Origin of the sequence: Streptomyces sp. NPDC085944 (assembly GCF_040686295.1) — a bacterium.
Taxonomy (GTDB): domain Bacteria; phylum Actinomycetota; class Actinomycetes; order Streptomycetales; family Streptomycetaceae; genus Streptomyces; species Streptomyces salinarius.
Map to the genome: position 1 here is coordinate 367383 of NZ_JBFBJX010000003.1, position 22394 is coordinate 389776.

At 70.8% G+C, this 22394-nt stretch carries 28 protein-coding genes and 2 pseudogenes; 23 read left to right on the forward strand and 7 right to left on the reverse strand.

The features are described 5' to 3' along the window. Positions 1-93 precede the first annotated feature (93 nt). Positions 94-1347: an MFS transporter gene (locus AB0P07_RS08035; protein WP_365546673.1), complete on the forward strand. Its 1254-nt coding sequence runs from the start codon at positions 94-96 to the stop codon at positions 1345-1347. Here the strand turns inward: AB0P07_RS08035 and AB0P07_RS08040 are convergent. Next, a complete protein-coding gene (locus AB0P07_RS08040; RefSeq protein ID WP_365546676.1) occupies positions 1295-1852 on the reverse strand; it encodes a Repetin in 558 nt (185 codons plus the stop codon). The genes AB0P07_RS08035 and AB0P07_RS08040 overlap by 53 nt on opposite strands. 308 nt (positions 1853-2160) lie before the next feature. Between AB0P07_RS08040 and AB0P07_RS08045 the strand changes: the two genes are divergently transcribed. Together AB0P07_RS08045 and AB0P07_RS08050 are read left to right on the forward strand one after the other, a co-directional pair. After that, positions 2161-2949, forward strand: coding sequence for a carbon-nitrogen hydrolase family protein (locus AB0P07_RS08045; protein ID WP_365546679.1), 789 nt, complete (start codon positions 2161-2163; stop codon positions 2947-2949). A gap of 55 nt (positions 2950-3004) precedes the next feature. Continuing rightward, the gene (locus AB0P07_RS08050) at positions 3005-4702 is read left to right on the forward strand and encodes an NAD(P)/FAD-dependent oxidoreductase (protein ID WP_365546682.1); all 1698 of its coding nucleotides are present in this window, start codon (positions 3005-3007) and stop codon (positions 4700-4702) included. Positions 4703-4726: 24 nt separating this feature from the next. Here AB0P07_RS08050 and AB0P07_RS08055 read toward each other — a convergent pair whose 3' ends face one another. Continuing rightward, positions 4727-5659: an LLM class F420-dependent oxidoreductase gene (locus AB0P07_RS08055; RefSeq protein ID WP_365546685.1), complete on the reverse strand. Its 933-nt coding sequence runs from the start codon at positions 5657-5659 to the stop codon at positions 4727-4729. Between the two features lie 128 nt (positions 5660-5787). Further along, positions 5788-6162: pseudogene (locus AB0P07_RS08060) on the reverse strand (DUF5995 family protein); the annotation flags it as partial. Between the two features lie 24 nt (positions 6163-6186). Here AB0P07_RS08060 and AB0P07_RS08065 point away from each other — a divergent pair. Then, positions 6187-7767, forward strand: a complete 1581-nt coding sequence (locus AB0P07_RS08065; protein WP_365547070.1) for a recombinase family protein — start codon at positions 6187-6189, stop codon at positions 7765-7767. 363 nt (positions 7768-8130) lie between these two features. Further along, positions 8131-8433: pseudogene (locus tag AB0P07_RS08070) on the forward strand (glycoside hydrolase family 6 protein); the annotation flags it as partial. Here the strand turns inward: AB0P07_RS08070 and AB0P07_RS08075 are convergent. Genes AB0P07_RS08075 through AB0P07_RS08090 form a run of 4 tightly spaced genes read right to left on the reverse strand, consistent with a single transcriptional unit; the run spans position 8415 to position 12322 of the window. Beyond that, positions 8415-9848, reverse strand: coding sequence for a solute carrier family 23 protein (locus AB0P07_RS08075; protein ID WP_365547073.1), 1434 nt, complete (start codon positions 9846-9848; stop codon positions 8415-8417). The pseudogene AB0P07_RS08070 and the gene AB0P07_RS08075 sit on opposite strands and share 19 nt — an antisense overlap. Then, on the reverse strand, positions 9845-11461 hold the full coding sequence (locus AB0P07_RS08080; protein ID WP_365546688.1) for a recombinase family protein: 1617 nt from the start codon (positions 11459-11461) through the stop codon (positions 9845-9847). Before AB0P07_RS08080 ends, AB0P07_RS08075 begins: the two co-directional genes overlap by 4 nt. A gap of 15 nt (positions 11462-11476) precedes the next feature. Then, on the reverse strand, positions 11477-11845 hold the full coding sequence (locus AB0P07_RS08085; protein WP_365546691.1) for a hypothetical protein: 369 nt from the start codon (positions 11843-11845) through the stop codon (positions 11477-11479). Positions 11846-11848: 3 nt separating this feature from the next. After that, a complete protein-coding gene (locus AB0P07_RS08090) occupies positions 11849-12322 on the reverse strand; it encodes a helix-turn-helix transcriptional regulator (RefSeq protein ID WP_365546693.1) in 474 nt (157 codons plus the stop codon). Between the two features lie 245 nt (positions 12323-12567). Between AB0P07_RS08090 and AB0P07_RS08095 the strand changes: the two genes are divergently transcribed. From AB0P07_RS08095 to AB0P07_RS08180, 18 genes are all read left to right on the forward strand, one after another. Further along, a complete protein-coding gene (locus AB0P07_RS08095; protein ID WP_365546696.1) occupies positions 12568-12852 on the forward strand; it encodes a helix-turn-helix transcriptional regulator in 285 nt (94 codons plus the stop codon). After that, complete coding sequence (locus AB0P07_RS08100) at positions 12849-13070, forward strand: hypothetical protein (RefSeq protein WP_365546699.1); 222 nt, start codon at positions 12849-12851, stop codon at positions 13068-13070. The genes AB0P07_RS08095 and AB0P07_RS08100 overlap by 4 nt, the downstream gene beginning before the upstream one ends. A 102-nt stretch (positions 13071-13172) precedes the next feature. Continuing rightward, the gene (locus AB0P07_RS08105) at positions 13173-13541 is read left to right on the forward strand and encodes a hypothetical protein (RefSeq protein ID WP_365546701.1); all 369 of its coding nucleotides are present in this window, start codon (positions 13173-13175) and stop codon (positions 13539-13541) included. After that, positions 13538-14047: a hypothetical protein gene (locus AB0P07_RS08110; protein WP_365546704.1), complete on the forward strand. Its 510-nt coding sequence runs from the start codon at positions 13538-13540 to the stop codon at positions 14045-14047. The genes AB0P07_RS08105 and AB0P07_RS08110 overlap by 4 nt, the downstream gene beginning before the upstream one ends. Before the next feature lie 88 nt (positions 14048-14135). Then, entirely contained in the window at positions 14136-14543 is a 408-nt protein-coding gene (locus AB0P07_RS08115) for a hypothetical protein (RefSeq protein ID WP_365546707.1), read from the forward strand. Beyond that, the gene (locus AB0P07_RS08120; RefSeq protein WP_365546710.1) at positions 14540-14905 is read left to right on the forward strand and encodes a hypothetical protein; all 366 of its coding nucleotides are present in this window, start codon (positions 14540-14542) and stop codon (positions 14903-14905) included. Before AB0P07_RS08115 ends, AB0P07_RS08120 begins: the two co-directional genes overlap by 4 nt. Further along, positions 14902-15687, forward strand: a complete 786-nt coding sequence (locus AB0P07_RS08125) for a hypothetical protein (protein WP_365546713.1) — start codon at positions 14902-14904, stop codon at positions 15685-15687. The genes AB0P07_RS08120 and AB0P07_RS08125 overlap by 4 nt, the downstream gene beginning before the upstream one ends. A gap of 8 nt (positions 15688-15695) precedes the next feature. Further along, a complete protein-coding gene (locus tag AB0P07_RS08130; RefSeq protein WP_365546716.1) occupies positions 15696-16103 on the forward strand; it encodes a hypothetical protein in 408 nt (135 codons plus the stop codon). Next, complete coding sequence (locus tag AB0P07_RS08135; RefSeq protein WP_365546719.1) at positions 16100-16945, forward strand: hypothetical protein; 846 nt, start codon at positions 16100-16102, stop codon at positions 16943-16945. The genes AB0P07_RS08130 and AB0P07_RS08135 overlap by 4 nt, the downstream gene beginning before the upstream one ends. A 1-nt stretch (position 16946) precedes the next feature. Next, positions 16947-18023: a hypothetical protein gene (locus AB0P07_RS08140; RefSeq protein ID WP_365546722.1), complete on the forward strand. Its 1077-nt coding sequence runs from the start codon at positions 16947-16949 to the stop codon at positions 18021-18023. Further along, positions 18020-18190, forward strand: coding sequence for a hypothetical protein (locus tag AB0P07_RS08145; protein WP_365546725.1), 171 nt, complete (start codon positions 18020-18022; stop codon positions 18188-18190). The genes AB0P07_RS08140 and AB0P07_RS08145 overlap by 4 nt, the downstream gene beginning before the upstream one ends. Beyond that, positions 18187-18999, forward strand: coding sequence for an exonuclease domain-containing protein (locus AB0P07_RS08150; RefSeq protein ID WP_365546728.1), 813 nt, complete (start codon positions 18187-18189; stop codon positions 18997-18999). The genes AB0P07_RS08145 and AB0P07_RS08150 overlap by 4 nt, the downstream gene beginning before the upstream one ends. Beyond that, entirely contained in the window at positions 18996-19460 is a 465-nt protein-coding gene (locus AB0P07_RS08155; RefSeq protein WP_365546731.1) for a phiSA1p31-related protein, read from the forward strand. Before AB0P07_RS08150 ends, AB0P07_RS08155 begins: the two co-directional genes overlap by 4 nt. Then, on the forward strand, positions 19457-20062 hold the full coding sequence (locus AB0P07_RS08160; protein ID WP_365546733.1) for a hypothetical protein: 606 nt from the start codon (positions 19457-19459) through the stop codon (positions 20060-20062). The genes AB0P07_RS08155 and AB0P07_RS08160 overlap by 4 nt, the downstream gene beginning before the upstream one ends. Then, on the forward strand, positions 20059-21312 hold the full coding sequence (locus AB0P07_RS08165; protein WP_365546736.1) for a DNA cytosine methyltransferase: 1254 nt from the start codon (positions 20059-20061) through the stop codon (positions 21310-21312). Before AB0P07_RS08160 ends, AB0P07_RS08165 begins: the two co-directional genes overlap by 4 nt. Further along, complete coding sequence (locus AB0P07_RS08170; RefSeq protein ID WP_365546739.1) at positions 21309-21587, forward strand: hypothetical protein; 279 nt, start codon at positions 21309-21311, stop codon at positions 21585-21587. Before AB0P07_RS08165 ends, AB0P07_RS08170 begins: the two co-directional genes overlap by 4 nt. Continuing rightward, the gene (locus AB0P07_RS08175) at positions 21587-22030 is read left to right on the forward strand and encodes a hypothetical protein (RefSeq protein WP_365546741.1); all 444 of its coding nucleotides are present in this window, start codon (positions 21587-21589) and stop codon (positions 22028-22030) included. Before AB0P07_RS08170 ends, AB0P07_RS08175 begins: the two co-directional genes overlap by 1 nt. After that, a complete protein-coding gene (locus AB0P07_RS08180) occupies positions 22027-22380 on the forward strand; it encodes a hypothetical protein (protein ID WP_365546744.1) in 354 nt (117 codons plus the stop codon). Before AB0P07_RS08175 ends, AB0P07_RS08180 begins: the two co-directional genes overlap by 4 nt. The last annotated feature ends 14 nt before the right edge of the window (positions 22381-22394 follow it).

Genomic DNA, 22394 nt, shown 5'->3' on the forward strand with positions numbered 1-22394 from the left:
GCGACATTGATCCACCACCCGTAGCGCCTCCCCCCGAGGGCCGCCCCGGACGCCGTACCCCCGGTGTCCGATCCGCCCCCTCGGGAAGGCCTCATGACCGTCTCACCTCCGCCCTCGCCCTCGGCCGAGCGTGCCGCCACCGCGCCCGCCGGTACCCGCTGGCTGGTGCGCACGCTGTACGCCTCCGCCTTCTGCGACGAGTTCGTCCTGCTCTACCCGGTGTACGCGCTGCTGTTCAGCGACACCGGCCTGTCCGTCTGGCAGACGACCTCGCTGTTCGTCCTGTGGTCGCTGACCGGCGTCCTGCTCGAGGTGCCCTCCGGCGCCTGGGCCGACGCCGTCTCCCGGCGGCTGCTGCTGATCCTCGGGCCGCTGCTCACCGCCGCCGGCTTCGCCCTGTGGGTGCTCGTGCCGTCCTACGGCGCCTTCGCGCTCGGCTTCGTGCTGTGGGGCGCCAGCGGCGCGCTCGGCTCCGGCGCGCTGGAGGCACTGGTTTACGAGGAACTGGACCGGGCCGGTGCCGCCGACCGGTACGCCCACGTCATGGGCCGGGCCCGGGCCATCGGCATCGCCGCGACCATGTCCGCCATGGGCCTGGCCGGCCCCGTGTTCGCCCGGGGCGGCTACGACGCGGTGGGCGCGGCGAGCGTGCTCGCCTGTCTGGCCGCGGCGGCGGTCGCGACCCGGTTCCCCGAGCACCGCACACCCTCCGGCGCCGGCGAGCGCTGGTCCGCGACGCTGCGCGCCGGACTCGCCGACGCCCGCGCCGACCGGTCCGTGCGCGGCGCGCTGCTCCTCGTACCGGCCGTGACCGCGGTGTGGGGCGCGCTCGACGAGTACACGCCGCTGCTCGCCCGGGACACGGGCGTGGCCGCCGAGACCGTGCCCTGGCTGCTGCTGGTGATCTGGGCCGGCGCCACGGTCGGCAGTCTGCTGGCCGGTCCCGCGCGACGCCTGACCGGCAACGGCTTCGCCGCGCTGCTCACCGGTTCCGCGCTGGCGCTGGCCGCGGGCGCCCTGGTGGGCACGCCGGTCGCCCTGGCCCTGGTCGCGCTCGCCTTCGGCGGCTTCCAGCTGGCGACCGTCCTGGCCGACGCCCGCCTCCAGCAGCGCATCGACGACACCGGACGGGCCACCCTGACCTCGGTCGCGGGCCTCGGCAGCGAGCTGGGCACGCTCGCCACCTACGTCGCCTACGGGGCGGCGGCCACGGCATGGGGCCACGGCACCGCGTTCGCGCTCTCCGCGGTGCCGTACCTCCTGACGGCGCTGGTCCTGGCCGGTGCCGCCCGGACTACAGCCGCGGCTGCCAGGGCACGACGCCGAAGTCGCCGGTCCCCTTCCTGACCTTCTCGAACGGCGCCGACGACACGCACCGGGGCGGTTCCTCGCCCTGGGCCGGGCTGCCCGTCGCCGCCCAGCTGTAACCGAGCCGGTCGTGGCGGCCCAGGTCGTGAACCGTGACGCCGACCCGCCTGCCCTCGGCGCCGGGCAGGTCGGAGTCGGTGACGACGCCGGAGACGACGGCCACGTCACCGCCGGTCAGGAGGCAGTCGACCGCGACTTCGGCCCGGGCGCCCCTGCCGTTCAGGTAGTGGCTGAACTCGAAGGTCCCGGTGGCCTTGAGGGGGTCTTCCCGGTCCTCGGCCGCCAGATGCGCGTCGAAGGTGAAGGTGATGTCGTCCCCCGCCGACCGGTACAGCTTGGCCGTGCCGGTCAGCGCGGCGGCCTCCCTCGGCGGCGGGCCGTCGTGCGGGCCCCGGTGGGGGCCGTCGGCGACGGCCGTGCCGGTGGTGGCGGCGGTGAGCAGCAGGGCGGCGCAGAGTGCTGCGGTCGCGGTACGGCGCTTCATGGCGGGTCGTCTCCCGTGGGGTCGAAGCCGGTGAACCGAACGCTCACCACTGTCCCGGCGCCGCCTTCGCGCCACATCGGGCCCACGGTGGGTACCACCTCCGCCGCGCGGCGGGGAGGGGCGGGCCCGCTCTGCTTCCCGGGGAGGACGGGAGCGCCCGCCGGGGGCGCAACGAATCGCCGACGGGCGCCGGGTGCACGCAACGAACCGCTCACCGGCGCGCAACGGGTCCGTCTTGTCCGGCCGAGTCCGCCGACCGTACCGTCTATCTGGCCCCCCGAACCCCCTCCGACCGGTGAGGATCACGCATGCGCACCGCCCTGCTCCAGAGCTCCGGCCGCCCCGGTTCCACCGCCGAGAACCTCAAGGTCCTCGACGAGGCCGCGGGCCGCGCCGCAGCCGCGGGAGCCGCGCTGCTCGTCACCTCCGAGCTGTTCCTGACCGGATACGCCGTCGGCGACGACATCGAGGTCCTCGCCGAGCCCGCCGACGGCGACGCGGCCGACGCCGTCGCGGAGATCGCCGGACGCCACGGCCTGGCCGTCGCCTACGGCTACCCCGAGCGGGACGGCGAGCGGATCTTCAACTCCGTCCAGCTCGTCGCCGCCGACGGCAGCCGCCCGGCGAACTACCGCAAGACCCACCTCTTCGGCTGCTTCGAGCGCGACCACTTCACCCCCGGCGAGCAGCCCGTCGTCCAGACCGAGCTGAACGGCCTCACCGTCGGCCTGATGATCTGCTACGACGTGGAGTTCCCGGAGAACGTCCGCGCCCACGCCCTGGCCGGCACCGACCTGCTGCTCGTCCCGACCGCGCAGATGCACCCCTTCCAGTTCGTCGCCGAGTCCGTCGTGCCGGTGCGGGCCTTCGAGAACCAGATGTACGTCGCGTACGTCAACCGCGTCGGTCCCGAGGGCGAGTTCGAGTTCGTCGGCCTGTCCACCCTCGCGGGACCCGACGGCGTCGCCCGCGCCCGGGCCGGACGCGCCGAGGAGCTGATCCTCGCCGACGCGGACCCCGCCTTCCTGGCCGCGTCCCGCGAGGCCAACCCGTACCTGAGGGACCGCCGCCCCGGCCTCTACGGCGCCCTCGCCTGAGCCCCGAACCGCGCGTCCCGCCCGCCGTTCCACCCCTGCAAGGAGTCCGTACCCCATGACGTCCACCGTGCCCAACGCGATCGAGCACGCAGACGAGCAGCAGCCGCCGATCACCATGTTCGGGCCGGACTTCCCGTACGCGTACGACGACTTCCTCGCCCACCCCGCCGGACTGGGCCAGATACCCGCCACCGAGCACGGTACCGAGGTCGCCGTCATCGGCGGCGGCCTGTCCGGCATCGTGGCCGCCTACGAGCTGATGAAGATGGGCCTCAAGCCCGTCGTCTACGAGGCCGACCGGATCGGCGGCCGGCTGCGCACCGTCGGCTTCGACGGCTGCGACCCGTCGCTGACCGCCGAGATGGGCGCGATGCGCTTCCCTCCGTCCTCCACCGCCCTGCAGCACTACATCGACCTGGTGGGCCTCGAAACCCGGGCCTTCCCCAACCCGCTGGCCGAGGCGACCCCCTCGACCGTCGTCGACCTCAAGGGCGAGTCGCACTACGCCGAAACCCTCGACGACCTGCCGCAGGTCTACCGGGACGTGGCCGACGCCTGGGCGAAGTGCCTCGAAGAGGGCGCCGACTTCACCGACATGAACCGCGCCCTGCGCGAGCGCGACGTCCCCCGCATCCGCGAGATCTGGGCGAAGCTGGTCGAGAAGCTCGACAACCAGACCTTCTACGGCTTCCTCTGCGACTCCGAGGCCTTCAAGTCCTTTCGGCACCGCGAGATCTTCGGCCAGGTCGGCTTCGGCACCGGCGGCTGGGACACCGACTTCCCCAACTCCATCCTGGAGATCCTCCGCGTCGTCTACACCGAGGCCGACGACCACCACCGCGGCATCGTCGGCGGCTCCCAGCAGCTGCCGCTCAGGCTCTGGGAGCGCGAGCCGGAGAAGATCGTCCACTGGCCGCACGGCACCTCGCTGCGGACCCTCCACATGGACGGCGAGCCCCGCCCGGCCGTGACCCGGCTGAACCGCACCGCCGGCAACCACATCACCGTGACCGACGCCGACGGCGACATCCGCACCTACCGGGCGGCGATCTTCACCGCCCAGTCCTGGATGCTGCTGTCGAAGATCGCCTGCGACGACTCGCTCTTCCCGATCGACCACTGGACCGCCATCGAGCGCACCCACTACATGGAGTCCAGCAAGCTCTTCGTGCCCGTGGACCGGCCCTTCTGGCTGGACAGGGACGAGGACACCGGCCGGGACGTCATGTCGATGACGCTCACCGACCGCATGACCCGCGGCACCTACCTGCTCGACGACGGCCCGGACAAGCCCGCCGTCATCTGCCTCTCCTACACCTGGTGCGACGACAGCCTGAAGTGGCTGCCGCTGTCCGCGAACGAGCGGATGGAGGTCATGCTGAAGTCGCTCGGCGAGATCTACCCCAAGGTCGACATCAGGAAGCACGTCATCGGCAACCCGGTGACGGTCTCCTGGGAGAACGAGCCCTACTTCATGGGCGCGTTCAAGGCCAACCTCCCCGGCCACTACCGCTACCAGCGGCGCCTGTTCACCCACTTCATGCAGGAGGCGCTGCCGGAGGACAAGCGGGGCATCTTCCTCGCCGGCGACGACATCTCCTGGACGGCCGGCTGGGCCGAGGGCGCCGTGCAGACCGCGCTGAACGCGGTCTGGGGCGTCATGCACCACTTCGGCGGCGAGACCGACGCGACCAACCCCGGCCCGGGCGACCTCTACGAGGAGATCGCGCCGGTGGAGCTGCCCGAGGACTAGGAGTTCTCCCGCGCCCGGGCGGCCTCAGATTCCGGCCGCCCGGGCCTTCTCGTAGATCCGGGCGGCGACGTCCTTGAGCTCCTCGGCGTCCCGCGCGGTGCTCTGCACGTCGATGAGGATCTCGTCCAGGCCGATCTCGGCGTGCGCGGCCAGGTCCTCGACGATCTGGTCGACGCCGCCCTGGAAGGGGCGCCGGTCGGAGCCCTCGTAGTTCGCCGGGCTGTAGCGGGTGTTGACCCGCAGCGCCGTCCGGATCGGCCGCGTGCGCCCCCGCTCGGCGGCCAGGTCCCGCAGCTCCCGCAGCTGCGCGGCGACGGTCTCGGCGCCGATGCCGGTCGGCAGCCAGCCGTCGGCGTGGTCGACCAGACGGCGCCGGGCCCGGCCGCTGCCGCCCGCCGCCAGCAGGATCGGGATCGGCCGGGCCGGTTTGGGACCGACCACGGCGGACGCGATCTTGGTGACCTCGCCGTCGTACACCACCGGGTCCGGACCCCACACCGCGCGGCACACGCCGATCAGCTCGTCCAGGGCCGCACCGCGTTCGGCGAACGGCCGCACGGAGGCCGCCGCGTACTCGTCGTGGGACCAGCCGGTGCCGAAGCCCGCCAGCACCCGGCCGCCGCTCGCCGCGTCCAGCGAGGCCAGCGCCTTGGCCAGCTGGAAGGGGACGTGCAGCGGGGCGACCAGCACGCTCGTGCCCAGCAGCGCCCGTTCGGTGACCGCGGCGGCCAGGGCGAGGGTGACCAGCGGCTCCGCCACACTCCGGTACGTGTCCGGCCAGGGCAGGCCCTCGACGCCGTACAGCCCCTGGGTGGCGGGTTCGGGGAACAGGGCCCGCTCGAACACCCACAGGCTCTCGAAGCCCATCTCCTCCGCCGCGCGCGCCACGTCGGGGACGTCCTTGCCGATGTCGTACTGCCGCATCTGAGGGAGGCCGAGTCCGAGCCGGGTCGTCATGCCGGGTGCTCCTTCGCATTCGGGGGGTGCGATGCCGGCCGTGGACCGCACGGTGCGCACGGCCACCGGTTTCAACGTACAACGATCGCGGGGGAGTTTTGGAGGCGCACTTACCGGAACCGGCCGGATCAGTCCCGCAGCGGGGTGAGCAGCATGCGGCCCGCGAAGCCCACGGCGGCGTCCAGCCGTTCGGTGAACTCCCCGGCGACGTCCGGCAGCCGGCGCAGCGCCCACAGCGCGCGGGCCGCCGCCCAGGTGGCCTCGCGGGCGCGCTCCAGGCTCCAGGAGCCCAGCAGATGGGTCAGCGGGTCGGCGATCTGGAGGAGGTCGGGACCCGGCATCAGCTCGTCGTGGACGCGCTCCTCCAGCGAGACGAGGAGATCACCCACGCGGTCGAACTCGTCCTCCAGGTCGACGGGTTCGCACCCGAGCGTACGACAGGTGTCCACCACGGCCAGCGCGAGATCGTGGCCGATGTGCGCTTTGATGCCCGCCAGCGCGAAGTGTTCCGAGTAACATCACATGTCATGACGCAACTCACGCGGCGCTCTGGCGGCACGCCCCAGCATGCGCTACGAGTCGTCGGGGCTATCCGGCTGAGCCGGTACCACGACGCCACCATCTCCCCGGAGGTGCAGGAGGAGATGATCACCCTTGCGGCGAACCGCATTGGTGGCGTACTGGTCGGTTGGGCGAAGGACATCGACGTCTCCGCCCTGAAAACGTCCCCCTGGGAGCGGGAAGAGCTTTCCTGCTGGCTCGACCGCCCCGACGAGTGGGATGTCCTCATCTGGCAGCGTATGGACCGCGCCGTACGAAGCATGGCAGATATGGCAAACCTGGGACGGTTCGCCAAGCAGCACGGTAAGAGGCTCGTGTTCGCTTCCGGACCGGGTGGCGACATGCTAGAGCTGGATTTCGGCTCAGCGATGTCAGAGCTGATCATGCTCATCCTGGCCTTCGCCGCCCAGCTCGAAGGACAGACGATCGTCGAGCGGAACCAGGGTGCCGCCGCACGGCTTCAGTCCCTGGGCCGGTGGGCCGGCGGACCGGTTCCTTACGGCTTCGCGCCGGAACGCAAGACGTTCCCCGACGGCAACGAGGGATGGTGGTTGGGGGAGCACAAGGAAACGGCCGACATCCGTCGGGCCGCTATCGCGCGGGCTATCGCTGGGAAGTCGTTCAGTGAGATCACGGACTGGTTGAACTCGTCGGGCGCCGTCACCCCGACGAACCACAGGGCGAGACTTGCCGAGCGTGACGAGGACCCCGCAAGCCTGTGGATGTCGACGACTGTGCGGTCCATGCTGATGTCCGCCCTGAACCGCGGACACCTCGTCACCCGTGAGGGTGCCACGGTCCGCAACGCTGACGGTAGTCCCGTCCTCCAGGGCGTCGCGCTGATCAATCACGACACGTGGTACCAACTCCAAGAGGCACTGAAGAAGCGAGCCGTCGAAGCCCTCCAGGCTCCCCGTCGTCGCGACGCACACGAGTTGCTGGGCATCCTGACGTGTCACTGGTGCTCCGCCAACATGCATACCGCCTCCCGGACGGAGCACGACGGGACGCAGACGGCACAGTTCCGCTGCAACAGTGCCCACCACGGGAAGGACGCGCCAAAGCCCACCATCACCCGTGCGACCACGGTTGCGTGGGTCCACGCGGAGTTCGTCCGCCGCTTCGGTTTCATGCGACGGACACAGATCGTCCGCACCCCCGGCGTCGACCACCGGCCGGAGATTGCAGAGCTGGAGGCGAACCTTGAAGAGTTGGGCGGCCGGCTGCCGACGATGCGTGGTGCCGCCGCAGACGTCGTCGCGGGACAGATGAACGGCATTGCGGAGCGTCTGGAGACGCTACGGAAGGCGCCCTTCGAGCCGCCCCGGGTGCAGGAGGTGCAGCTCGACACCACGTGGGGCGACGCGTTCAACGAGGCTCACGACGAGGAGCGCCGTCAGATCATGCTCGACATGCACATCCGCGTCACGGTCGGACCGCCCACAGGGTGGCGTCGACCCGTCGAGGAGCGGCTGACGATGGAGATCGACCGTCCGGACCCGGAGGCTGACGAGTTGGAGGAGGCGCTCCACCAAGCGTCCCTGTAACCGCGCACGACAGAGCCCCCGTCGATTCGGCGGGGGCTCTCGTCACTCTGTGGGCGGCTCGCTCCACGGACCGGCCGGCGGGCGTGGAGGCTGTGTGGCGCCGGGGCGCCGACAGTAGTATGCGACATAGCGCCTGAGCACGTCAGAGCGGTCCGTGTCGTCGGGTACCGCATCCCCGAATGCTTGCCACAGCTCCGCCTCGATGCGGAAGCGACTGATGGGTGTCTTCGGCTGGTTAGGCATGGGAGAACCGTAGCAGAGGTGTAGCCACACCAAAGAGGTTGCGCAGGTGTAGCCGCACCCCTTCCGGTGTAGCCACACCCCGACGCACCGGCGACAACGGGCCCGCAGATTCTTGGCGGAAGCGTCTCCAACTTCCACGCCACCGCCGACGAGATCGCCTACGACCGCGCCGTCCTCGACGCCCTTGGCGGCCCGGCGAGCCTCGGCGCCGTCATCGACACCAGCCGCAACGGCAACGGCGCCCCGCCCGACGGCGAGTGGTGCGACCCGGCCGGCCGCCGGATCGGCCGCGCACCGACCCTGAGCACCGGCATGGGACGCGTCGACGCCTACCTGTGGGTCAAGCTCCCGGGGGAGTCCGACGGCTGCAAGGGCGAACCGGGCACGTTCACCCCCTCCTACGCCTACGACCTGGCGCGCTGAGCCCCGCCGCCGTCACCGCCGTCGCCGCCGGAACCGGTCTTCGCGTCGTACGACGACGTGCCCTCGTCCAGCAGCGGCTGCTGCGTCTTGAGGTGAGCCGGGGCGAAGGCGCGCAGCGCGTGGTAGCCGGTGATGACGACCAGGGTGCCCAGCGCGATGCCGCTGAGGGAGAAGTTGTCCGTGAACTTCATGCTGACGTTGCCGACGCCGATGATGATGCCCGCGGCGGCCGGCACCAGGTTGAGCGGGTTGCGCAGGTCCACTCGGGCGTTGGTCCAGATCTGGGCACCGAGCAGGCCGATCATGCCGTAGAGGATGACGGTGATGCCGCCGAGGACGCCGCCCGGGATCGCGGCCACGACCGCGCCGAACTTCGGGCAGATGCCGAAGAGCAGGGCGAAACCGGCCGCCGCCCAGTACGCGGCCGTCGAGTAGACCCTGGTCGCGGCCATCACGCCGATGTTCTCGGAGTACGTGGTGTTGGGCGGGCCGCCGACCGCGGTGGAGAGCACCGAGCCGAGGCCGTCGGCCGAGATCGCCGTGCCCAGCTTGTCGTCCAGGTTGTCGCCGGTCATCTCGCCGACCGCCTTGACGTGCCCGGCGTTCTCCGCGATCAGGGCGATGACGACGGGGAGGGCGACCAGGATCGCCGACCACTCGAAGCTCGGCCCGTGGAACGTCGGCAGCCCGATCCAGTCGGCCTGCCCCACGGCGGAGAAGTCCAGCCGCCAGTGGTCGGTGAGCCTGCCGCTGCCGTCCACCGAGTGGATCTTCCCGAAGATCCGGTCGAGCGCCCAGGACAGCACGTAGCCGAAGACCAGTCCCAGGAAGATCGCGATCCGGGACCAGAAGCCGCGCAGACACACCACGGCCAGGCCGGTGAACAGCATCACGAACAGCGCCGTCCACTGGTCCTGCGGCCAGTAGGTGGAGGCGGTGACCGGGGCCAGGTTGAAGCCGATCAGCATCACCACCGCGCCGGTGACGACCGGCGGCATCGCGGCGTGGACGATCCGCGCCCCGAACCGCTGCACGGCGAGCCCCACCAGGAACAGCGCGACGCCGACGACGAGGACCGCGCCGGTCACCGTGGCGCTGGTGCCGCCCTGCGCCCGGATGACCGCGGCGACGCCGACGAAGGAGAGCGAGCAGCCGAGGTAGCTGGGCACCCGGCCGCGGGTGGCGAGCAGGAAGATGACGGTGGCCACGCCCGACATCATGATCGCGAGGTTGGGGTCGAGGCCCATCAGGACCGGAGCCACGAAGGACGCCCCGAACATGGCCACCACGTGCTGGGCGCCGAGCCCGGCCGTACGGGGCCACGAGAGCCGTTCGTCGGGGCGGACCACCGCTCCCGGGGCGGGTACCTTCCCGTCCCCGTGCAGCTTCCACCCAAAAGCACGCCCGGAAGTCAGCCGGCGGTGCGCACGGACCAAACGGGCAGGGAATCGATGACGCTCTTCTCGGACCATACGGGAATGATCTCGTACCGCCGCCCCTGCCAGACCTGCACCCTCACGATCAGGCGCGACAACAGGACCCGCTTGGACGCGACACTGATCGTGTCCCACTCCTCGATCAGGCCAAGCACCGTCTCGCGGAAGGGCATTGGATCGGTCGGCCGAGTGTCTTCTTGCAGTAGCGTGTCGAGTTCCTCCTGCGCCTTCGCGCGTGCCTTCTCATGCTTCGTGCGCGCCCGCAGGTACGTGTCCCGGTCGGCATCGCCAAGCGTGTAGGCGTCGAAAGCCCGGTCGATCGCGGCTGTGGTCCGCTCGATCTCCTTCGTGAGCCGTTTACGGACCGACTCCGGGTCGGGTCCCTGCCGCTTCGGCGGCGTGACGACGCGGCCCGCGGCGATCGCGTCGATCTCGGTGCGGACGTCGAGCAGCCACTCGTACACGCGGTCTTCCAGCTCGGCGCGGCGGAACCACACCGGGTCGTGGTCGACGCCGCGGCGGGTACGCACCTGGCACCGGTAGGCCGTGCCGGGCCCCTGTCGGCCGACGGCGATGTTCGCGCGGGAGCCGCAGTAGCCGCACCAGACCAGCCCGGACAGCGGGTAGACCGGATTCAGGGACCGTCGCGGGGTGCCGCGTCGAGACGCCCGCATGTCGCGGTACTTGTCCCACACGTCGTCCTCGATGACGGAGTCGTGTTCGGCGCCGGCGTGCGTGTAGTGGGCCATCTTGCGGCACTTCCCGGGCTCGCCGCAGACGGCCTCCGGGTCGTGTACGTGCAGCAGCCCGGCCGGGAACCCGGCGTCGAGGTACAGGCGTACGGTCTGGTCGAGCCACACCGAGCCGCGGGCGGTGCGTAGGCCCCACTCGTTCCAGCGGGCCGCGAGCGTCCTGAACCCGGTGGTGCCCTTCGTGTACGCGTTGTAGGCGTCGTTGATCACTTCGGCCTGCTGGGGGACGACTTCGTACCACTCGTCTTGGATCTTCCACCCGCCGTGTCCGTCAGGCAGCCGGCGCGGATGCCAGACGTAGCCGAACCGTCGGCCCCCAGCGGAGGGCAGTCCGAGGCGGCGCCGTAGCTCGTGGGTTTCCTTCCACTGCTCGCCCGCCCGGTTGCTCTCGAAGGTGGCCACCGCGAACAGCATGTCGCGGGTGAACCCGCCGACCGCAGTCTTCGCGTCGACGTCCTCGGTTGCACTGATCAGGTCGCCGCCTGCCGCTTCGATCCGTGCGAGGTTGAGGGCGACGCCGTGGCGGTTGCGGCCGAAGCGGCTGAACTTCCATGCCCACATCTCACGCTCGGGCCTCGCGGGGTCCTCAACGATCTCGATGCCGCGCATCACTTTGCGCTTGAAGTTCCTGCCGGTGGCGTCGGGGTCGACGATCCACTCGGCGACGTACCGGCCCTTCCGGGCTGCAGCTTCCTCGACGACGCTCTTCTGAATGTCGACGCTGATCATTTCCTCACGCCATGTGGATACGCGGGCATATCCGATGACGGGAATCAGTGCTGACGCTTTTACGACCGATCGCGCCGCAGGAACGAATAGCGTTCCCCGCGATGCTGACATGAAACCCCCTACTTTTTATGCGCTCCCGTTTCGTCGCATCTGGGGGGTGTGGCGGGGGTGCGGAAGTCCGACGACTTCCGCCCCGCCCGCTATCTTCGGAGTGTCCTCCGTCAGTGCGTCGATCTGGGCTGCGCGCCATCCGTACTCGGTGTACTGCTGCCGCTCCTGCACGCTCAGGCGAGCTACGCGCGACTGATGTGCGAGGGTCTGCTGCAGGTTCTCACGCTGTGTCAGTTGGACGCTGGCGCCAGTGGATACGAGCAGGACCAGCACGCCGGTTCGGAACGCGTCGGTTCGGTCGGCGATGATTCCGTACGCCGCGAGCGCGATCCCCACAACCGCGCAAGCCTTGGCCAGAACAATTACTCTGCGCTGATCCTGCATTGTCTACCCCTCTGCTGCAGCACCCCCCGCCGAGCTGCTGCCGTCGCCTGTATCGCCTCGCCGCATGCGCCTAACCATCGTGGTAAACCAGGGTCGGTCATCTTCGGGAACCCCGGCTGCCTCTGCCACCTCTTCAGGTGTCAAGCGTTTTCCGGACGATACCGCAATCTGACCGGATTCCGGCCCCGAAAGCGAGAAATCGCGTTCTGCTGCCTTTTCCGTTCGAATCAGCAGCTCGGCGAGCGGGATGCCCGTGCCCCGGGACAGGGAAAGCAGCGTCTCGTACGACACGGGCTCGCCGGCCAGTAGGCGCGAGATGATCCCGGCCGAGATGCCGGTGTCCTGCGCGAGTTGCGACCGGCCGCCGCTGCGGCTGCTCGACAGGTCGTACCCCTTATCTGTCAGTACGCCTGTAAGCCATGGCAGCCATGTGGGGCGCTCTCCAGTGCTCTCTTGATCATTATCTCGTCTCCGCATGCGCGCAGGCTACCGCTAGTGGAAGCAGGTCAGGCCACGTTTCCACCAGCGGAAGTGCAGGTCAAGCCGTCCGCCGTACAACCTTCCGCCGTCGTTGCACGTCGCACCCATCTTCGAACACGTGTCCGGTTTCCGCAATCGGAATCGCCGGTCTGCTTATTTCCATGAGTGGAACTTCCACTGACGGAAGGAACGTGCTAGCTTCCTTCCATCAACGGAACTTCCGAGAGTGGAAGGAAGCACCGATGGACACCATCGTGCTCAAGCTCAGGGCCTTCGAGGCGGTGACCAGCGCCCACGGCCACACCACCTACGAGAAGCAGGCGGAGGCAACCGGACTCAGCTTCGGTGTCCTGCACCGGCTGCGTGACGGCGGTGCGGCCGGCCCGCAGGCCATCGCCCGTATCTGCACCACCTACGGCGCCCGGTTCGAGGAGCTGTTCGAGTTCGGTACCGCCACCCCGGCCCGCCGCAAGACCCGCACGAAGGCGCGGCCCACCGGCCGACGCATGAAGGCAGTGGCCGCATGAGCGCCGTCGACGCGACGCCGCTGGACCGGGCGCGTGCCGTCCGAGCTGCGGCTGAGGCACTCGTCGACGCGGTCGCCGAGCGCGCCGCGCGGACGCCGAGGGAGGCGGCCGAGGCTGCTTACTACCCCGGCCACCCGCTCGGCACGGTCGCCGCGATTGAGGCCGAAATCCGCCGTCGCCGCGCCGCCGAGACCGGCGAGCAGCCGGCCGCCGCCTGACCCGCACAGACAAAGGGGCCGTCCCGCAACGGCCAAGCAGCGGAACGACCCCAGGGGCACCGCCCCACTCCATCCCGCGAGGACAGAAAGAGAGGCGACGCCGTGAACGGCAAGCCTATCCCCCTTCGTAGGGCGTTGATCCCGCCCACCGACCCGCAGATCACCGCCGTTGAGGCGACGATCGACTACCTCGACCTGCCCGCCTCCCGCGAGCCGATCACCCGCGAGGACGGCGTCCACGTCGTTGTCACCGGGTCCGAGCAGTTCGCGCAGTGGATGCACGCCCTCGGCGGCACCGTGAACCGGGCGCCCGCCCTCGACGGTGCGTCGCTGTGGACGCTGCGCACCGAGTCCCCGCGCCGCGCCGACGGGACGACGGTCCGCATTCGCGTGCACGCCGTGTTCGTCACCGACGAGTGGGTGCCCGAGCAGTTCCGCGCCCCGGCGCAGTCGGGCCCGGTGGCGTCATGACGAACGAGAAGATCGAGCGGGCCGCCCGCGTCATCGCCGCCGAGTTCGTGCACGGCACGACGACCGACCCGGCGTTCGAGGCCGCCCGTCTGCTCGACGAGCAGGGTCTGCTCGCGGACGTGGTGGCCGACCCGTTCGAGGCGCCCGGCCGCAACCGCCCGGTGCCGTCGCCGGCCGCTGTGGCGGCGCTCGCCGACTGCCGCCGCGCGAAGGCGATCGCCGACGACGCGCAGTCGCTGGTCGAGGACATGCCCGGCGTCCCCACCGTCGAGGCTGCCGGGGGCGAGGTCAAGTTCGTGGTGCACCCGCGGTCGCTGGCCGACTGGAAGCAGTGGCTGCACGCCCTCGGTGCTGGTGAGGCCCGCGGGACGTCGACCGGGGCGGCGATGGTCGTGCACTGCACGTACCTCGGTGTCCGGGCCCGGCTCGTCGGCTACGGGGTGCCCGCCATGTACAGCGAGCACAACGCCGCGGTGCGCGGACGCCGGACGGCGGTCCGCCCGTGATCGAGGACGTGGCCACCGTCGAGAACCTGATCGTTGCCGGGCTGCTGATGCTCGCCGCGATCCTCCTGACCCTTGCTGGGGGGACCCGATGACCAACCCGACCACGCCCGTGACCGGGCCGTTCCGTATCACAGTCGAGCCGATCCCGACCGGTGTCACGCTCGACGTCGAGGCGTTCGTCGAGCACGTCGTGCACGACGTCGTCGCCGCCTTGCTGAACGACGACACGTACGCCGACCGGTTTGCCGCGCTGCAGGATTTGCAGCCGCAGGACCCGCACCGGCCCGAGCGGTCGCTGCCGTTCGAGGAACTGGTCGCCGATCTGGTCGCCGTGGCGGGCACGAAGGTGCCGGTGTACGGGCTGCAGGCGTTGCGGCTCGCCGGGCGGGTTGAGCGGTGCGCGGCCCCCGCTGTTGAGGCGCTGCAGGCGCTGGGCAAGGTCGAGGAGATCGCCCTCGCGTCGATCATGCGTGGCGAGGGTGGTGCGGCCGCGTGAAGAAGACGATCCGCGACAACTACCGCTTGGAACTGACCCCCGACACCTTCGGCTACCGCCGGAACATCGTCGACGACCACAACGCCATGCGCGGGCTGCTCGACGAGATCGAGCGCGCGGTGAAGCGTCACGTCGACGGCGTGCACCAGGTACTGCCGCGCTGGGACTCCCGCGACGTGTGCTCGCACTGCGACAGCGGATGGGAGGCGCTGACCGCCGCCGACGTCGCCAAGGGCGGGCACGCGGTTATCGACGAGCACAGCGTCGAGGGCGAGCCGGTGTGCTGCGAGAAGGCGATCGACGAGTTCCGCACCGAGCGCGGGATCCCGCTGCTCGACGCCGGGGCGGGTGAGACCGCATGAGCGCTCGCGAAGCCCTCCGCAAGTACGTGCACTTGCTGTCCGACGCCTGGACCCCGCGCGAGACGACCGACGCCCGTGTCGAGGAGCTATACGGCCTCGTGCGCGCCGAGGTGCTCGCCGAGGCCAAGGTCGAGACCGTCGGCTGGCTGGTGAAGAAGGCCCGGGAGTACCGCGCCGCTGGCGGCGAGCAGAACGCCCGGCAGGCCGAGGCGATCGAACTGCTCGCGTCGAAGGTGGACCGGGGCGCCGTGCGTGCCTTCCTCGGCACCGGCCACTACCGGGACGTCATCGACGAGCAGCGTGCCGAGGTGCGCCGCGAGATCCTCGGCGACGACCTCAACCCCTCGACGCTCGTCCTCGACGCACAGGCATACCGTCGGCTCGCCGACGACGTGAGCGCCACCATGCCCGACCCGGACCGGTGGGACGGCGACGACGACGACGGCACGATCCTCGCCCGCTACGTCCGGCACCTCGCCGCGCAGCTCGCGCTCACGGTCGAGTTCCGGGTGCCGCTGCCCGAGGGGCTCGGCGGGTACGGCGAGGTCGTCGTAAAGCGCGAGTCGTCCGCCTCTGACCGGTGGGCCGTCACGGACGGCGCGTTGGTCGGACTGCAGGCGTGGGCCGACGACCGGTGGCAGTACGTCACCGACGTGGGCCGTGCCGCGACGTTCGTGTACAGCCTCGACGACGCCCTCGACGTCGCCGAGCACGTGGCCCGGGTCGAGCAGGAGAAGCACGACGCCCGGATCCGTGCGAACCGTGAGGGCGGTGCCGAGTGAGTGCAGCTATGGAACTGCACGTTGCGCTGTCGCTGCGACACGACGCGACCGAGGCATACAGGCTGGCACACGCCTACCGGGACGAAGAGCTGCAGAAGTTCGCCGACCGGCTCGCCTCGCGCGCCATGCTCTACGGCGACAGCCGCACGGTTACCGCGGTCATCCGCGACATTCAGCGACTGACCGGCGAGAAGAGCATCCCGGCCGGCGTACAGCCGGTCGAGGACGGAGCCACTCACCGGCACCCGCGCCCCTGCGAGTTCCCGACCGTGCTGCCCTGCATGTGCGTACGGCCCGGCCACCTGCCCGAGGCGTCGTTCCTCCGTGCTCGCCAGCGCGGACGGATCGGCGACTACTTCGCGGGCGTCAAGCAGGGCCACGACGACCGGCTGATCTGGGCCGGTGAGACCTGGTGACCGACCCGAAGTGGGCAGTCGCCACCGAGCGGGGTCGCTACTACCGCGACCCCGCCGGGGGCCCCGATCTCATCTCAGTGACCAACTGCCTGTCCTCGATCGCCAAGCCGGCGCTGCTGCCGTGGGCGGCGGGCATGACCGCCGACGCTGTGATCGCCGACCCGATCGCGACCGCCCACCGCGCCCGCACCGAGCCAGACGTGCTGCGTAAGGAACTCGTCGCCGTACACCGGCAGTACACCGAGAAGGCGAAGAAGCTGGGTAGCCGCATTCACAACCGGGCGCAGGCGCAGGTGTTGGGCGTGCCGTACCCGGCCGACCCCGAGGTCGAGCCCTACGCCCGTCAGTTGGCCGCGTGGTTCCGGCTGTGGCGCGTCGACCTTGCCGAGGACGTCGTGACCGTCGAGACGACCGTCATGCACCGGCGGTACGGCTACGCCGGCACGGGTGATCTGTGGGTGTGGCTGCCGACCGGGTTGTACCGGCGTCGGCAGCTCTGGCTCATCGACTACAAGACGAGCGGGGAGAAGCCCGACGGCACCGTGAAGCCGGACGACACGGTGTACGACGAGCAGCCCCTGCAGCTCGCCGGACTGCGGCACGCGCCCGAGTGGCTGCTGCCCGACGACACGTCCGAGCCCGCCCCGCGGGTGCATCGCACGGGGCTGCTGAACCTGCGTCCGCGCGCGCACCGGCTGATCGAAGTGCCGTCCGGCCGCGAGCAGTTCCGCGCGTTCCTGGCGGCGTCCCGCACCGCCCGCTATCTGCACACCGCGCCGAGCGCGTACACGACGGTCGTTCCGCCGTGGGCGCCGGGCGCCACCGAACGGAAGGCAGCCTGACATGGGCTCCCGTATCAAGACGATGAAGCGGCAGGCCGCCGAGTTGGGGCGGATCCGCACCGGCTACAGCCGGCCGAACCCCAAGCCGGACGGCAAGCCGATCCCGGTCAAGTCCAAGACGTTCGTACTCACTTCGCACTCCCGCGACTACGTCGCCGCCGCCGCCGAGCTGTACGGCGGCCGGGTCGAGCAGTGGACGCCGCAGCGGTCGAGCATCGCGCAGTGGCGCGTCATCACCGAGGCGCCCGAGCTGCGGGCGATCCTGCCCGCCGGTGACCCGCTGTCGCAGAACTACGAGAAGTGGAACGGCGGCGGATGCGAACGCCGCTGCGACGGCATCACCGAGAAGATCAGCGGCAAGCCGTGCGTGTGCCTCGCCCGATTCGGCGAGGGCTGGCACGAGCTGAAAGCCGACCAGGTGTGCCGTCCGACGTCCCGGATCGGGGTGTTCCTGCCGGACCTGCCCGACCTCGGCGTGTGGCGGCTGGAGACGAAGTCGTACTACGCGGCCGATGCGCTCGCTGGTGGGCTCGACACGGTGCTGCAGGCCACCGGCGGCGAGGGTCTGCTGCCGGTCCGTATGTGGATCGAGCAGCGCACGGCGGTCCGCGAGGGCAAGACGAAGCAGTTCCAGGTCGTCATGTTGGTGCCCGCGCTGCCGAAGCTGCGGCACGCCCTGTCGGGCCCGATCTCGACGGCGGCCGCGCTCGACCCGAGCAGCCTGGACCGGCCGGCGATCGAGGCGGCGCCCGCCGAGCGGCCCGACTACCTCGCCGACGCCCGCGCGTGCCAGACCGAGGCAGACGTGCAACAGGTCTGGCACCGGGCGCGGCACGCGGGCCACGGCTCCGACGAGCTGCTCGCCGACCTCCAGGCGATCGCTGCGGACATCGCGAAGGGCATCGACCCGAGTACGGGCGAAGTGCCCGGCGACCAGGGCGACGACGAGCAGGGGCCGGATGAAGACGGCGCGTACCCGGTCGAGGCGTACGACGCGCACGACGAGCCGCCGGTCGCGGACGCGTCCGCCGTGGCGTGGCCGCAGGCCGCGCAGCCCGGGCAGGGGGTGCGGAAGTGATCCCCGAGGACATGAACCCGCCCGCGTACTTCGTCCGTTCCAGCCCCGAGGAGCGGGAGCGGGCCGCCCGGCAGGTGCTCGCGAACGCCACCGACCGCGACGACGCCCTCGACCTGCTCGCCAAGCTCGGGCTCGACGTGCCCGCCGGAAAGCAGGTGGCGGCATGACGTGGCACCTGGGTCGGTGGGCCGCGTTCGACACGGAGACGACCGGCGTCGACGTCGAGGCGGACCGGATCGTGACCGCCGCGGTGTACGGGCTCGGTGGTGCGCAGCCGGTCGAGCCGCACGACTGGTTCGTCGACCCGGGGATCGAGATCCCCGAGGGCGCGACCGCGGTGCACGGCATCACGACCGAGGAAGCGCAGACGAAGGGCGAGCCCGCGAAGGGCGCCGTCGACCACATCGCCGACGTGCTCGTCGAGTACGCCATGACGGGCTCGACGGTCGTCGGGCACAACGTCGTGTACGACCTCACGCTGCTCGACCGGGAACTGCGCCGCTACGAGCTGCCGACGGTCGAGGAACGGCTCGGCGACTGGCCGATGTACGTCGTCGACACCCGCGTACTCGACAAGCACGCCGACACGTTCCGCAAGCGACCCTCGAAGACGCAGGGGCCGCAGCAGCTCAAGACCCTCGCGCAGGTCTACGAGCTGGAGTGGGACGACAAAGGGGCGCACGGCGCGTCGTACGACGCGGTCATCGCCGCGCGGGTCGCCCACCGGATCGGGACGCTCGCGCACACGCCCCGCGCCGACTGGCCCGAGCGGATCCGCGCGGTGCGCCGACCGCGGTACGGCGACTTCAACGGGCTGACGCTCGCCGAGTTGCACGCCCGGCAGGTCGAACTCGCCGCCGAGCAGGCCGCCGGTCTGCAGGCGCATTTCCGGAAGTCCGACCCTGACGCCGTCGTCGACGGCGCGTGGCCGCTGCGCCCGTGGGTCGAGCCGAGCACCGAGGGGGTTCCCGCATGAACGACCGACCGATGATCGGGTTCGACGTGGGCGCGGACGGCGCCGCGATCGTGGTCGTCGTGCAGGCCGACGGCTCGCACGTCGTGCACGTTGACGGCGTGTGCAAGGCGCTCGCTGCCGAACTGCTGCAGGGCATCGCCGACCGGCTGTACGCCGAGCACCTCCCCGGTGTCTGCTCCCCGCCGCCGCAGCACGACCGGCCGGCCGAGGACGCCCCGGCGAACCCGTACGCCGGACGCCTCGACCGCGACCGCCGTGTGTACCGCGACCCGCGCGGCGACTCGTGGGACCTGTCGCTGTTGTGGCGCGACGAGTCCGACCGCGCGTGGCGGTGGCACGGCAGCACTGACAGGCTCGGCGAGCCGATGCTGCGCGCCGAGGACGACGGCGAGGTGCAGCCGCTCGGCGTGCTGCGCGCCCTGTACGGGCCGATCAGCCCGCGCTCGGGCGGTGCGGCATGACGACGATTCCCGGGCTCATCGCCCCCACCAGGTCGACTGACCGGCTCGTCGCCCCGGCCGGGTTCCGCGTGATCGGTCTCGACCTGTCTCTGACGTCGACCGGTGTCGCGCTGCCGGACGGCACGACGTACCGGATCAAGACCCGGGCCGCCGACGGCGACCGTCGGCTGCTGCACATCCGCGACAGCATCCGCGACGACCTCGCCGAGCACCGGCCGCACCTGGCGGTGATCGAGGATCTACCCAAGCACGCCATGGCGGCCGGGATCACGGCGAAGGTGCACGGCGCGGTGCTGCCCGAGCTGCTCGACGCCGGCGTGCCGTACGCGTACATCGTCCCGACGACGCTCAAGAGCTACGCCTGCGACAACGGGCGCGCAGACAAGGCGGACATGACGGCGGCCGCGTACCTCGCGGCCGGGGCCGAGTTCGTCGACGACAAGGGCGGCGACCAGGTCGACGCGTGGTGGCTGCGGGCGGCTGGTCACGACTGGTGCGGGGTGCCGCTGTTCACGATGCCGGACGCGCAGCGCGCTCGGCTGTCCAAGGGGAAGTGGCCGGCTGCGTTCGTCCAGCGGCATGCGATGGGGGCTGCGGCGTGAGCCGCCGCCGCGCCGTCGAGGGCGCCCCGACGATCCCCGGCACGGCCGTGACACCGCCGCGCCGGACCGCCGACGAGATCCTCGCCGCCACCGCCCGGCCCGTGCCGCCGGTCCCCGGACAACAGCCGCTGTTCGCCGACGGGCCGACGATCGGGTCGCTCTGCACCGGATACGGCGGGCTCGATGACGCCGTGCAGCAGGTGTTCGGCGGCACCCACACATGGGTGTCCGACGTCGACCTAGGCGCCTGCAAAATCCTCGCCCACCGCTTCCCGACCGTGCCCAACATCGGCGACCTGACCGTCGCCGACTGGCAGTACGTCGTCGACACCTTCGGCCACCCGTACGTCGTGTGCGGCGGCTACCCGTGCCAGCCGTTTTCCTTGGCCGGTGAACTGAAAGGAACCGAGGATGAGCGGCACCTCTGGCCGCACATTGCCCGTGCCCTTGGGGTTCTTCGACCCCGGTACGCGGTCTTTGAGAACGTCGCGAACCACCTTCGAGTCGGCTTCGACACTGTCCTCTGCGACCTTGCCGACCTCGGGTTCGATGTTGAGTGGGACGTTGTACAAGCGGACCAGGTCGGCGCTCCGCACCAGCGCCGCCGGCTCTTCATCCTCGCCACAGCTTCCGACCCCGTGCGCGCGGGACTGGAAGGGCGAGGGATACAAGGGACAACTGCCGAATTCGGTGGCCCTGTTGAAGACCCCGACGGCGCAACTCGCCGTCAACGGCGGCTCGCAGCATCCGGACAAGCGGAAGGCGGGCGGGCACGGGCCGACGCTGGCCGACGAGGTCGAGCACCTGCTGCCAACTCCGACTGCGTCGTCACCGGCTACGACGGCGAACTTCCGGCCGGACGGGACACCGTACAGCGAGGGGTACGGGATGACACTCCTCGACGCGGCACGGCTGCTGCTGCCGACACCAACGGCGTCCGACGGGGAGCGGAGCAGCGATACGTACCCACGGGGGAACCCGACGCTCAGTGGGGCCGTTTCGCGTCGGCGATCACGCGGTGGGAAGCGGTCACTGGCCGCACCGCCCCACGGGCAACTGACGATCGATCTCGGCTGAACCCCGAGTTCGTCGAGTGGATGATGGGCATCGACGCCGGTCACGTCACTGGTGTCCCTGGCCTCTCCCGTAACGAGCAGCTCAAGGCGCTCGGAAACGGCGTCGTTCCGCAACAGGCGGCCGCCGCGCTGCGCGCGCTGCTCGCCCGCTCCCGCGAGACGGCGAACGCATGAGCACGGGGATCGGGCCGACGATCGGCAACCCGCGCCCCGGCTACGGCATACGGATACGCCTCGACAACCCAAAAGCGATGGGCCTGTCGTCAGCCGACTTCGCCTGTCCGTGCGGTCACGCCGAGGACGCCACGGGCCACGCCGCGGTGCAGGCGCTCGCCGTCCGGTACGCGCGGCATCGCCGAGACGACTGCCCGATCCCCGAGATCCGCGCTGCGGGCGCCCGAGAGTACGCCGCCCTGCAGCACTCACTCAGCAAACGACGGAGGAAGTAATGCCCAAGCTGGACAAGGACGCCGCAGTCGAGGTCAAGCTCGACGGCGCCGCCGCGGTGCTCGAAGGGGCACTGACCGACGAGCAGCGCCGGGGGCTGTTCGAGCACCCCGGCATGTGCGTCGTCGTGGTCGCCGAACTCCGGTCGGTCACCTACACCGGGCACGCCCAGGACGAAGACAAGTCCCCGCAGGTGAAGCTACGCATGTCCCTGGTCGAGGCCGCCCGTGACGACGAGCAGACGAAGCTCGTGCTGGAAGTCATGCGGGCGATGATGCGCCGCCGGAAGATGGATCAGACCCTCGACGAGATCGGGCCCGGCGCGGCTGTGGTTGACGAAGCGGTCGCCGCGGCGCTCGCCGGCCACCCGACCGAGACCGAGTACGACGCCCACCAGGAGATGCGGCGGCGTCGCCGGGGGTCGCGTGTGGAGCAGCACGGGTGACACGCCCCCCGAGCAGCAGTGGCGGCGCACGCCGTGTGCGCTGCCACTGCGGCCGCACCGTCCTGCGGCAGTTGGTCGGCAACCGTGCTGCGCTCGATGTGACCGCCGACACCGACCCGCTCACCGCAGTGCAGGCGGCCGCGCTCCGGGAACCGAACCGGCTCGACTGGTGCACGAAGGTCACGAAGGCCGGAACGGTCCTGCTGTGGGCGGACTGCCACCGCCGCCGAGCCGACTGCGACCGGCCGCACGTCATCGACCACCAGTGCACCGCCCCCGCACCACCCGCGCGGCCCGCCCGCCGCACACGCAAGCCGCCGCCCGTCCCGGACGGGCAACTCACGCTCTGACCATCTGGAGTCCC